The 11,891-nt window shown below is 62.0% G+C and carries 12 protein-coding genes; 7 read left to right on the top strand and 5 right to left on the bottom strand.

The features are described from left to right. Positions 1 to 14: 14 nt before the first annotated feature. Positions 15 to 818, top strand: a complete 804-nt coding sequence (locus GN300_RS03455; protein ID WP_063315907.1) for a TetR/AcrR family transcriptional regulator — start codon at positions 15 to 17, stop codon at positions 816 to 818. Here GN300_RS03455 and GN300_RS03450 read toward each other — a convergent pair. Beyond that, complete coding sequence (locus tag GN300_RS03450; protein WP_007733475.1) at positions 753 to 1,736, bottom strand: sugar-binding transcriptional regulator; 984 nt, start codon at positions 1,734 to 1,736, stop codon at positions 753 to 755. The genes GN300_RS03455 and GN300_RS03450 overlap by 66 nt on opposite strands. A 212-nt stretch (positions 1,737 to 1,948) precedes the next feature. On the opposite strand from GN300_RS03450, the gene GN300_RS03445 reads away from it, so the two are divergent. The 3 genes from GN300_RS03445 (at position 1,949) to GN300_RS03435 (ending at position 6,140) form a co-directional block, all read left to right on the top strand. Beyond that, positions 1,949 to 2,803 (top strand): MIP/aquaporin family protein, encoded by an 855-nt coding sequence (locus tag GN300_RS03445; protein WP_063315908.1) that lies wholly within the window; start codon positions 1,949 to 1,951, stop codon positions 2,801 to 2,803. A 64-nt stretch (positions 2,804 to 2,867) separates the two neighbouring features. Continuing rightward, the gene (glpK, locus tag GN300_RS03440; protein WP_003939742.1) at positions 2,868 to 4,376 is read left to right on the top strand and encodes a glycerol kinase GlpK; all 1,509 of its coding nucleotides are present in this window, start codon (positions 2,868 to 2,870) and stop codon (positions 4,374 to 4,376) included. Positions 4,377 to 4,424: 48 nt separating this feature from the next. Next, positions 4,425 to 6,140: a glycerol-3-phosphate dehydrogenase/oxidase gene (locus GN300_RS03435; protein ID WP_063315909.1), complete on the top strand. Its 1,716-nt coding sequence runs from the start codon at positions 4,425 to 4,427 to the stop codon at positions 6,138 to 6,140. Positions 6,141 to 6,204: 64 nt separating this feature from the next. On the opposite strand, the gene GN300_RS03430 is transcribed toward GN300_RS03435, so the two are convergent. The 4 genes from GN300_RS03430 to GN300_RS03415 are packed head-to-tail and all read right to left on the bottom strand — an operon-like array spanning position 6,205 to position 9,381. After that, entirely contained in the window at positions 6,205 to 7,482 is a 1,278-nt protein-coding gene (locus GN300_RS03430) for a HAMP domain-containing sensor histidine kinase (RefSeq protein WP_063315910.1), read from the bottom strand. Then, on the bottom strand, positions 7,479 to 8,156 hold the full coding sequence (locus GN300_RS03425; RefSeq protein ID WP_042451205.1) for a response regulator transcription factor: 678 nt from the start codon (positions 8,154 to 8,156) through the stop codon (positions 7,479 to 7,481). The genes GN300_RS03430 and GN300_RS03425 overlap by 4 nt, the downstream gene beginning before the upstream one ends. 12 nt (positions 8,157 to 8,168) lie before the next feature. Next, complete coding sequence (locus GN300_RS03420) at positions 8,169 to 8,732, bottom strand: hypothetical protein (protein WP_054781865.1); 564 nt, start codon at positions 8,730 to 8,732, stop codon at positions 8,169 to 8,171. Further along, positions 8,725 to 9,381, bottom strand: a complete 657-nt coding sequence (locus tag GN300_RS03415) for a hypothetical protein (RefSeq protein WP_003939689.1) — start codon at positions 9,379 to 9,381, stop codon at positions 8,725 to 8,727. Before GN300_RS03415 ends, GN300_RS03420 begins: the two co-directional genes overlap by 8 nt. Before the next feature lie 253 nt (positions 9,382 to 9,634). On the opposite strand from GN300_RS03415, the gene GN300_RS03410 reads away from it, so the two are divergent. The 3 genes from GN300_RS03410 (at position 9,635) to GN300_RS03400 (ending at position 11,886) form a co-directional block, all read left to right on the top strand. Then, positions 9,635 to 10,201: a hypothetical protein gene (locus GN300_RS03410; protein WP_063315911.1), complete on the top strand. Its 567-nt coding sequence runs from the start codon at positions 9,635 to 9,637 to the stop codon at positions 10,199 to 10,201. 63 nt (positions 10,202 to 10,264) lie between these two features. Further along, positions 10,265 to 10,726, top strand: a complete 462-nt coding sequence (locus tag GN300_RS03405; protein ID WP_063315912.1) for a hypothetical protein — start codon at positions 10,265 to 10,267, stop codon at positions 10,724 to 10,726. A 236-nt stretch (positions 10,727 to 10,962) separates the two neighbouring features. Beyond that, positions 10,963 to 11,886 (top strand): thiamine pyrophosphate-dependent dehydrogenase E1 component subunit alpha, encoded by a 924-nt coding sequence (locus tag GN300_RS03400; RefSeq protein WP_051649553.1) that lies wholly within the window; start codon positions 10,963 to 10,965, stop codon positions 11,884 to 11,886. The last annotated feature ends 5 nt before the right edge of the window (positions 11,887 to 11,891 follow it).

Genomic DNA, 11,891 nt, shown 5'->3' with positions numbered 1-11,891 from the left:
AAGAGTGGGAGCTTATGGATCGCGGAGCGCTACCGAGAGCAGTTGAACTGGCCTGGGGACTGGACCAGCCGGGAACGCGGGGTCCGAAGAAGGGGCTCAGTCTCGAGCAAATTCTCGACACCGCGATCGAATTGGCCGACGCAGAAGGCGTCACCGCTCTGTCGATGGGCCGCGTGGCCAAAGCGCTCGGGTTCACGACCATGTCGCTCTACCGCTACGTGGCAAGCAAAGACGAACTGATCGAACTGATTTCGGATCGGGTGATCGGGCCGCCGCCGGTGATTCCCGACGGCGTGACCTGGCGCGTCAAGCTCGAGGCGTGGGCGAATCAGGAGTATGCCACGATGCTGAGTCGACCGTGGTGGCTCAAGCTGCCCATCACGGCTCCACCGACCGGGCCCAACAACATGGCGTGGCTCGACGCGGGTCTGAGCGCCCTCGACGGGGTCGCCCTGAGCACCGCGTCGAAGTTCCAGGTGGTGACCAACGTGTCGTTGTTCGTCATCGGCCGCGCTCGATTCTCGGCTGACCTGGCTTCTCGTTCAGCGCAGTCGGCAGACGACGACGTCGCATACGGCGCTCTCATTGCTCGTGTCATCAATCGGGAGGGATTCCCCTACCTGAGTGCAGCAATCGAGGAAGGCGGCTTCGAGGACGGCAGCCCGGAGGGTGAGGCCGCCGGCGACGATGCCTTCGATTTCAGTTTCTCGCTCGGCTTACTTCTCGACGGAATCGAGAAGCTGGTGCAGCGGTCAGGACACCAGCGCGGTGGCGCTGACGTCGTCGATGATCAGATCGGTGATCAGCCCGCCCCGTAGTGCTCCCTCCAGGGCCGGCAGTTTTGCTGTTCCGGCGACGATGCACACGCGCCTGGCGACCTTCTCGAAAAGGTCCAGTCGCGGGCCGCTCGCGCGCTCGTTGAGTTCGATTCCGCGGTAGCTCCCGTCCGACCGGAAGAAGACGGTTGCGATGTCGCCGACCACTCCGTCGCGTCGAAGTGCTTCTGCTTCATCGGGTTCGAGGTATCCGGCGGTGTAGACGTGACTCGGTACGTTGCCGCCCGGTACGCCGATGCTGAAGACTGCCAGGTCCATTCGCTTCTGCATGTCCAAGACGCGTTTGATGCTTCGTTCGCGCCACAGTTGCTCCCGAGTTTCCGGGTAGTCGAAGAAGGCAGGCACCGGAAATCCTTGTGGCAGAGCACCGTAGGCGTCGGCGATGGTTCTGATGATGTCGCTGGCGTAAGAGATCCCGGTGGTGCGAGTATTCGCGGCGCCGTTGAGTTGCACGACGTACGAGTTGTACGTGCGTTTGGGGGCAAGGTGCTTGCTGACTTCACTGAGAGTGGTTCCCCAGGCGATCCCCATCACCATGTCGCTGTCGAAGAACGACGCCAGCAGGCGTCCGGCAAAGGTTGCGACCTTTTCGAGTCGCTCGAGATCTCCCACCAGTTCCGGCACGGTCACCACGTGGGCGCGCACTCCGTACCGTTCCGAGAACTCGCGTTCGATGCGAGGAGCCTGGCCGTGCGGGGTGCTGATCTTGATCTCGACGAGACCCGAGGTGCGCGCGTAGGTGATCAATCGGGAGACGGTGGATCGGGACACCCCCATGTCGCGGCCGATGGCAGCCATGGTCTGGTCCTGGAAGTAGTAGAGGCGTGCGGCCTGAACTGCGTCGGCGATGCGCGGGTCCGCCGGATCGGAGGTAGCGGAGTCCGAAGTGGGAGTTTCCATGGGTTCGTCCTGTCTGCACGTACGTGCAAGAGCATTGAACCGAATCTTATCCGAGTAGGCCCAGGCCGAGGCGCTCGATCACGCAAAGTCCCAGAAGTGTGTCTGTTACCCGCGTTACGGTGCGCAAATGGGGCATTTGCACATATGTGCACGAGCTATGCGTGAATGTGCAAACGGCCTTACGCTACGGGTGCAGCAATCCAAACTATGACATGCATCACAACGAAGTGAGGGTGGGGACGGAGAAAGCCAAGCGATTAGGGCTTCCAGGCGAGTTGGCAGCCGAGTTCGCCGGAACGATGATCTTGATCTTGTTCGGCGTCGGAGTTGTGGCGCAGGTTGTGTCCGGCGGGAGCGGTGGGGGTCTCGGCGGACACGACAGTATCGCGTGGGCCTGGGGACTCGGCGTCATGTTCGGCATCTATGTCGCAGGCCGGGTGACGGGTGCTCATCTGAACCCCGCAGTGACCTTCGCCTTTGCGATCTTCCGGGGATTCTCCTGGCGCAAGGTCCTGCCCTACACGCTGGCGCAGACCGCTGGAGCCTTTGTCGCGGCCCTGATCGTCCGGTGGAATTACAACGACATGCTCAATGCCATCGATCCCGGACACACAACGGCGACTCAGACGATCTTCTCGACGATGCCCGGAAACGGAACGCTCCCGGTCAGTCTGGGATCAGCGCTGATAGATCAGATCATCGGCACGGCGATCCTGTTGTTCCTCATCGTTGCGGTGACCGATACTCGGGGAACTCCGCCGCTCGCGAATCTTGCGCCCTTCGTCGTCGGTTTGATCGTGGTGGCAATCGGATTCGCATGGGCGACCAACGCGGGTTACGCCATCAATCCGGCCCGTGACTTCGGTCCGCGGCTGGCGTCGTATCTCACCGGTTACGGCAGCGCCTGGCGAGATCAGTACGGGAGCCTGTATTTCTGGGTGCCCATCGTGGGGCCGCTGATCGGCGCTCCGATCGGGGTGTTCCTCTACGACAAGCTGATTGGTCGATTCCTGCCTGACGAGTCGGTGGAGAAGGCAGCCGAGGAGCCGGCCACGATACCGGCCTGATGGCGAATCATCATCTCTGACAGTAAATCTTTCGCACTTTCTTCGACACCAAAGGGGTAGCACGATGGCGCAGTTCGTAGCCGCGATAGACCAGGGAACCACCTCCACGCGATGCATGATCTTCGATCACAGTGGGCACGTAGTCGCTGTCGAACAGCACGAGCACACACAGATCTTTCCGCAGGCAGGCTGGGTCGAACACGATCCGATCGAAATTTGGGACAACGTCCGCAACGTCACCGCGGGCGCCTTGGCCAACGCAGATCTGACCGCGGCCGACATCGCATCCGTCGGCATCACCAATCAGCGTGAGACGGCAGTGGTCTGGGAACGAGCAACCGGAAAGCCCGTTTACAACGCCATCGTCTGGCAGGACACACGCACCGATCGAATCTGTACTGCACTCGCCGGCGAAGACGGCCCCAGGAAGTACACCGAAGTCACCGGATTGCCGTTGGCCACGTACTTTTCGGGCCCCAAGGTCAAGTGGATTCTCGACAACGTCGAGGGCGCGCGTGAGAAGGCCGAAGCAGGCGAGTTGTGCTTCGGCACGATGGACACCTGGGTGCTGTGGAACATGACCGGCGGCGTCGACGGCGGAGTGCACGCTACCGACCCCACCAACGCGTCGCGCACTCTGTTGATGGATCTCGACACTCTCGCTTGGGATTCGGCGATCTGCGCCGACATGGGCATCCCCGAATCGATGCTCCCCGAGATTCGCAGCTCGTCCGAAACTTTCGGATTCGTGCGCGAACGCGGAACGTTGTCCGGCGTGCCGATCGCCGGAATCCTCGGCGATCAGCAAGCAGCGACTTTCGGTCAGGCCTGCCTCTCGCCCGGAGAAGCGAAGAACACCTACGGAACCGGCAACTTCGTGCTCCTCAACACCGGCACCGAAAAGGTGATGAGCAAGAACGGCTTGTTGACGACGGTCTGTTACAAGATCGGTGAGCAGCCAACGGTTTACGCACTGGAAGGATCGATCGCCGTTACCGGTTCGCTGGTCCAGTGGCTTCGGGACAACCTCGGCATGATCGACAACGCGGCCGACATCGAGGTGAACGCGCGCTCTGTGGACGACAACGGTGGCGCGTACTTCGTGCCCGCGTTCTCGGGCCTGTTTGCACCGCATTGGCGCGCGGATGCACGCGGTGCGATCGTCGGTCTGACAAGGTTCGTGAACAAGGGGCACCTTGCCCGGGCGGTGCTCGAAGCGACTGCGTACCAGAGTCGTGAGGTGATCGAGGCGATGAACCTCGACTCGGGTGTCGACTTGAAGGTTCTCAAGGTCGACGGCGGAATGGTCGCGAACGAACTCCTCATGCAATTCCAGGCCGATTTGCTCGACGTCGAGGTGATCCGCCCTGTCGTTGCGGAGACCACGGCATTGGGCGCTGCGTACGCCGCTGGTCTCGCGGTCGGGTACTGGGAGAGCGAGGACGACATTCGCAGCAACTGGGCGAAGGACAAGAGCTGGACGCCGTCGATGGATTCGGCCGAGCGTGAGCGCCTGTATGCAGGCTGGCAGAAAGCCGTCACTCGGACACTCGACTGGGTCGACGCAGACTGATCGCGGCGCCCCCATTTCTACCTATTTTCAAGTGAAGGAACAGTTTTCATGAGCACAGCACAAGCATTGAGTCCGTCCTCGCGGGCGGAGTCGCTGAAGAAGTTGGAAGAAACCGAACTCGACGTCCTCGTTATCGGCGGTGGCGTGGTCGGAGCGGGTAGCGCGCTCGACGCCGCAACTCGCGGTCTGAAGGTGGGCTTGGTGGAGGCTCGCGACTTCGCGTCCGGAACCTCGAGCAGGTCGAGCAAGCTGTTCCACGGCGGACTGCGTTACCTCGAGCAGTTCAATTTTGCGCTCGTGTTCGAGGCACTGCGTGAGCGGTCGCTGGTTCTGAATTCGCTGTGCCCGCATCTCGCGAAGCCGGTGCCGTTCATCTACCCACTCGAGAAGTTGATCGACCGGCCGTACGTCGGTCTGGGCATCGGCGTCTACGACGTGATGGGCGCAGGCCGCGGGGTTCCCTCACACCACAAGCATGTGGGCAAGAAGAAGACTCTCGAATCGTTCCCGTCCGGAAAGCGCTCTGCTATCCGGGGTTCGGTCAAGTTCTACGAGGGTCAGGTAGATGACGCCCGCCACACGATGATGCTGGCGCGCACGGCGGCCGAGTACGGTGCGCTGTGCGTCAACAGCACCCGCGTAATCGGCTTTCTCCGTGAGGAGGACCGCGTAGTCGGGGTGAAGGCCGTGGATCTGGAAACAGGTCGCGCGTTCGAGATCCGTGCTCGTCAGGTCATCAACGCCGCCGGTGTGTGGACTGACGAGATTCAGGAAATGGTAGGTGGTCGAGGACAATTCCAGGTTCGCGCTTCGAAAGGTGTGCATTTGGTCGTCCCGCGAAACCGCATCAACTCTGCGACCGGAATCATCACGCGGACCGAGAAGAGTCTGCTGTTCGTGATTCCGTGGGGAAGCCACTGGATCATCGGTACGACGGACACCGACTGGAACCTCGACCTCGCCCATCCGGCAGCGAGCCGAAGCGATATCGACTACATCCTCGGACATGTCAACAAGCTCCTTCAGGACGAGTTGACGCACGAGGACGTCGTCGGTGTGTACGCGGGGTTGCGTCCGTTGCTGTTCGGCGAATCGGATTCGACCAGCACTCTCTCGCGTGAGCATGCGGTGTCGAGTCCGGTCCGAGGTTTGACGGTGGTCGCCGGTGGCAAGTACACCACTTACCGCGTGATGGCCAAGGACGCTGTCGATTCCGCGGTGCACGGATTGGAACAGAAGGTGCCGAAGTCCTGCACCGAGCGTATCCAACTTGTGGGTGCCGACGGCTACTTTGCCGCGCACAACAATCGGCATCTCACCGCTGAGCGCACGGGACTGCACGTTTCGACCATCGAGCACCTACTGGGTCGGTACGGCACTCTGGCTGACGAGTTGTTCGAACTCGTCGAGGCGCGACCGGAACTGGGGCAGCCGTTGGACTCCGCCCCCGAGTACCTCAAGGCGGAGATTCACTACGCTGCGAGCCATGAGGGTGCGCAGCATCTCGACGACATCCTCACCCGTCGTACCCGCATCTCCATCGAGGTGACCGACCGCGGCGACGCGGCAGCCGCGGAAGTGGCCGAACTGGTTGCGCCGGTGCTGGGTTGGACTCCCGATCACATTGCCGAGGAGATCGAACACTACCGGTTGCGTGTTGCAGCCGAGCGGGAATCGCAGGAGCAGCCCGATGACCTGACCGCTGATGCGGCGCGCCTCGGTGCACCGGACGTTCGCACCGGAGTCACTGTCGGACAGGTTTGAGTCCGGGACACCAATGATCGGCCGGGGCACTGCGTCCCGGCCGATCGGCCGAACTGGCTCGGTGTCAAGCGAACTCGTCTGGCGGGCATTCGGGGAGGTCGATCGTCACCACCGCGCCCTCGTTCGGATGGTTCGAGAAGTCGATACGAGCGCCGATGACCGCCGCTTGCCCGACTACGATCGTCAAGCCGAGACCCAGGCCTGAGTTCGGGCCGCGTTCGACGGAGTTGGTCTGAAATCTCCTCGGCCCCTGGCGAAGCCACTCTTCAGTGAACCCGATGCCCCGATCCCGCACCGTGATGCGGGAGTGGTCGACGTCGACATTGATCGGCGGCTTTCCGTGATTTCGAGCATTCAAGATCAGGTTGGCGATGATCCGCTCGAGCCGACGTGCGTCGGTGTGCGACACAGGGGTCCCGTGAACTCTCACTTCGCACTCCACCCCGGTGGTGGAAATCGCGTGACGCACCACCGGTGCCAGTTCCACCGATTGGATGTCAGCCTGCTCGGACGTGGTGTCGAGGCGGGCCACTTCGATGACGTCCTCGGCGAGCCTCCTGAGTTTATGGACGCCGTCGCGCACCAATTCGGTTGGCCTACCGGGTGGCAGGAGCTCTGCGGCGCCGACCAGTCCGGAGATGGGTGTTCTGAGATCATGCGCGATGTTGGCTGTCACGCGCTTCTCGGCGTCCAATTGTCCCCGTAGAGCATCGGACATCGCGTCGACCGCATCCGCCAGCTCGGTGATCTCGTCGTCGAAAAGCGACCAGGTGACCGAGCGGACGCGGATGTCCGCTCCGGTAGACACTTTGCGAGCCGCACGGGCGGCCGAGCGCAATCGATACGACATCGCGAGTCCAAGCAGCACACCCAGGACGGCACCCGCTGCGATCACTGCGACGGTGGCGTTGCGAAGTGTCCGATCGACGCTGGCGATCGATTCCCGCTGCGCGGTGTACGGGACGCGAATCGCCACCACCTGAGTGTTGACGTCGGCAGCAGCCCAGACAAATGGCTGGTCCCCGCTGTCGACAAGGTAGGTGGCACGTTTGCCGCCCACCACGGCCTGACGCAACTCTTCCGGAACGTCGAGACCATCTGTGGTGGCGCGGAACAGCGCACGCATGCTGCCCGTTTCGTCCTGCAGCACCAGTTGGAGATTGCGATCAGCTGCCGCCCGCGCTGCATCCTCTTGGTTGTGTGAAAAGGTTTGATGCATCACGGTACTGAGCGTGATCGAGGCGACGGCGATCACGAACGTGATGGCCGCCGCGATCTTCCACTGAAACGACAACCGCCTCCCGGTGGACGGGAGCTTGGCGGCGAGATCCCGCGATCTCACCGATGGTTGTCCATCGTGTAGCCGAACCCCCGGACGGTCCGGATCTGTTCGGAGCCGATCTTCGTGCGCAATCGCTGAACGTGAACGTCGACGATGCGCGTATCGCCGCCCCAGTCGTAATCCCAGACGTCCGAGAGCAGTTCGGAGCGAGACCAGACTTTGCGCGGCACACTCACCATGACCAGGAGCAGCTTCATTTCGGTGGGCGTGAGAGCCACTTCGGCGCCCGAACGCGTGACGGTCACCAACTCGCGATCGATCTCCAGATCGCCGAGAGTCACGATGTCTTTCTCCGTACCGGAATGGGATTCGACCCGCCGGAGCACACTTCGGATACGGGCCACCAGGACACCGCTGTCGAAGGGCTTGGTGACGTAGTCGTCGGCACCGGCTTCCAATCCGAGAACGATGTCGACCGGGTCGTCGCGCGCGGACAGCATGATGACCGGCACCGACAGTTCCTCACGAATGCGCCGGCACAGGCTGATTCCGTTCAGGTCGGGAAGCATCACGTCGAGGACGGCGATATCCGGCTTGGCGTCGAGCGCCATATCCATTCCGGTCAACCCACCCGATGCGGTGATCACCCGAAACCCGTTGCGTTCGAGATTCAATTGCGTTGCTTCGCGGATGACAGCGTCGTCTTCGACCAGCAAAATCAACGGATCGGTCATCGGCCTTCGCTTTCATGGGAACGGAACACTCTCAAACCCTTCACCGGTCCACTTGTATGCAGTCGACGATTGACAGAACTCCGGAATGCCGGGGTCTTTGCACAGGTCGACCATGACCGACAATCCTCCGGTTGAGCCGACGACGTAGCGTCCTGGGTCTTGCACTCCGAAGACTTTGTGAGCGCCCGATTCGTCGATCTGGTAGACGAATCCGGCGACCATGAAGCTGACCGGTGGGGCCGGTCGTCCCCAGATGCCGACAGACTCGCAGGTGAAGACATTGACGACGGCATCTTGCCAAACGGCGCCTGTCACGGGGGAGTACCGGATTTCGTAGGGGAAGTTCGCATCACCGCACAGTCGGAGACTGTCCTTGACCGCATCGGACACTTCCGGGTCTGCTCTGAGGAGGGCAACAGGATCGATGCTCAAGCCCTGTGAGAGATCCGAGGGGTCGAGTGATGCTGCGATATTCGGAGTGGGTTCTGATTCAGGCTCGGTGGAACAGGAGGCGAGAGCAAACGCGACCGGCAGGCAAACACCGGCGAGCATCGCGCGGCGACGGCGATCAATCACGGATGAACTCCATTCCATCCCAGTGGAACTCGGTCCGAAGCGGTGGACGGGGGCAACATTCGAACTCCGGTGGCCGCGGATCCGTTTCCAGGACAGACAAACTCGCGGCGCGTTGACCGCTGACGATGAACTTTCCGCGCTCTTCGACGGAGAACAGGCGCTCACCCAGTTCGGGATCGTCTTCACTCGAACCGGCCTTGCCGCTGCGGTAGACGTAGCCGGCAAGGTTGACCGAAATCGACACTCCGGTCCCGGGTTGGTGGGCCGGTTGGCACGGATACACATTCATGACGACGAGTTCGGTCTCCGGCACGATACGCGGTGCGCCTGGATCGAGAAGGATGGACCCGACCGAGATCGGATACCAGTCAGGGCACGACCGAAGTTCTGTCTTCACTCCCTCGGACACCCCAGGATCGTCGAGGAGCGCCCGGCCCAACCTCGAGTTTTCGGCAACCCGTCTGGCCAGGTCTGCAGGTTGTGTGACGGGCAACCCGGTGGAAGCGACATCGCCTTCGATCACAACGCCCTGGGTGGACGCGCAGCCGGTGATCACGGACGCTCCGAGGGTTGCTGCCGCGAGCGCTGTACCGAACAGGCTGCGAGTACGGTCTGATCGACCGCCGCAGATGTCACTCCGATACAACACGTTCCCCTCCCCGGTCGCTGCGAACCCTCTCATCGGCATGTGCGTTTTCATACGATCACAGGTGATCTCGATATCGGAGTTTTGCCACCCACCGTTACGTAATCGTATGAATGTCAGGACCGTCGAGAGTTGGTACGCGACCGACGGAATTCTGTTACGAAACCGATGGAATCAGGCTCCTAGAGTGAGTCACGTCGGTGTTCACCGCTTGGGCGGAACGAGCTGATCCGCGTATCGAGGAGTGTGAGAGCAAATGCCTGAACTATTGCTGACCAACAAGACTCGGCGTCTGCGAGTGCTGCTCGCCGTACTGACGATCGGGGTGGTGTGCGCGATGACAGGGTGTTCGAGTGATGACAACAGCGCTCCAGGAGACGAACCGACGACTACATCGGTGGTTGCGGCGTCTACGACCCCACCGCCGCTGACCGCAGCGACCACTTCGGAGACAGTCGAAGGCTCGAACTCGGTGGGCGGCGGTACGGACGCATCCACCCCCGGAGTCCCGGCGGGCGGAGCAGCGCCGGCCTGGACCCCGGTCTCGACCAGCGCGGCTGCCCCTGCGACCCCTGGTCCGGCTACCGAGTCGACCAAGTGCACCGATCAGATCAACTATGTGGGTGACCCTCGTTCGAATGCGGAGATCAACAGCATCGCAGAGCAGATGGGTTCATGCCCGGCGCCGCTCCCGCCCGATGCCGTCGAGCCCTCCGAGAAATGCACCGACCAGATCAACTACGGCGCTGACCCTCGTTCCAACGCCGAGATCAACATCATCGGGGAACAAACCGGGATCTGCCCCGAGCCGATACGCCCCTAGCGACTTCAAAACCTGAGCAGTAGTCGGGAATTCGACCAAGAGCCGAAGCAGGGGGAGATCGGAATGACAAGCAGGGCAGGTGGACGTTCGATCGACATTGTTGCCGACGATGCGTCCCGAGGGGATCGGGACGCGATTGCAGAACTCCTTCAACGCATCGTGCCTCTGGTGACGCGGCGCTGCCGTGCCGAACTGCGACCGCTCGACGCTGATCGTATTGCCGTCGGTATCTGCCGATCCGTCCTGTCCGACATTCGGCGACGTAGACGTGCCGGAGAAGCGTTCCTCGCGCATCTGTACGACGCGATCAGTCGCGAAATCGATTCGCTACCTGCCTCCAGTCGACTCACTCTGCCCTTCGGTGATCTGTCGGCCGCAGAACGCAACGTCTTGGTAGCTCGCATCGTTGTCGGCTTCGACGTGCGCGAGACGGCGCTGTCACTGAGAACGACAACGAGCGCCGTCGAACTCGCCCAACACCGCGCGCTGGCCAAGATCAGACGCGACAGCCTGAGCGGCGCCTGAATCAACGCTCGAAAGTCAACAGCTGCAACCCTTCGCAACTCCCGGCAACCTCACGCAACTCTTTCCCTTCGCCCGTGACCTACACGACACTGCATGGCGACGAGTGATCGAGAACGAGGAGTGTGACTGTGGTTCAACGGACGGCGCAGAAGCCGACAACCCCAGGATCGAAAAGGACCGGCGCCAAGCCTCATTCAGGGCTGGACCGGGATGCATTGCTGAAGGCGTACGAGAAGATGTCGCGCATCCGTGCGTTCGAGGATCGACTGCACGAAGAGAATGCAACCGGTGACATCCCCGGCTTCATTCACCTCTACTCGGGCCAGGAAGCCATCGCGGTGGGAGTGTGCGAGAACCTGAGCGACGCCGATTACATCGGATCCACTCACCGCGGTCACGGGCACTGCATCGCCAAGGGCTGTGATCTGAACGGCATGATGGCCGAGATCTTCGGCAAGGACGACGGCCTGTGTCGCGGTAAGGGCGGCTCGATGCACATCGCCGACCTGTCCGTGGGAATGCTCGGCGCCAACGCGATTGTCGGCGGAGCCCCGTCGTTGGCGATCGGTGCAGCACTGAGTGGTAAGACGCTTCGAAACGGTGTCATCGCAGCGTCGTTCACGGGTGACGGTGGATCCAACCAGGGAACCGTCTTCGAGGCGATGAACATGGCTGTGGTGCTGGACCTTCCGATCGTCTTCGTGATCGAGAACAACGGATTCGGTGAGGCCACCGGAACCGACTACGCAGTTGGTGCACCCGACATCGCCGCGCGCGCCGCATCCTTCGGCATGCCTGCCGTCAAGGTGGACGGCACCGACTTCTTCGCGGTCTACGACGCGATGGCGGAAGCATCGGAGCGCGCCAGGACCGGCGGTGGCCCCACCACGATCGAGGCGGCGGCATTCCGTTGGCACGGCCACTTCGAGGGTGACGCGCAGCTGTACCGCACGGCGGAACAGGTTGCGCAACTACGGGAAACCAAGGATCCGCTCAAGAATTTCCGTAGCAGCGTGGATGTGAAGAAGGTCAGCACCGCTGATCTGGACGCGGTGGACGAGCAGTCGCGAGTGCTGGTGGACGAGGCGGTAGCGAAGGCGCGTGCCGCGGCGTATCCACCCGTCGAGAATCTGCTGACCGATGTCTACGTGTCGTACTGAGGAGC

Source organism: Rhodococcus sp. Ni2 (assembly GCF_021352185.1).
In the GTDB taxonomy this organism is placed as follows: Bacteria; Actinomycetota; Actinomycetes; order Mycobacteriales; family Mycobacteriaceae; genus Rhodococcus_F; species Rhodococcus_F qingshengii.
This window is presented reverse-complemented; position numbering and strand designations above follow the sequence as displayed.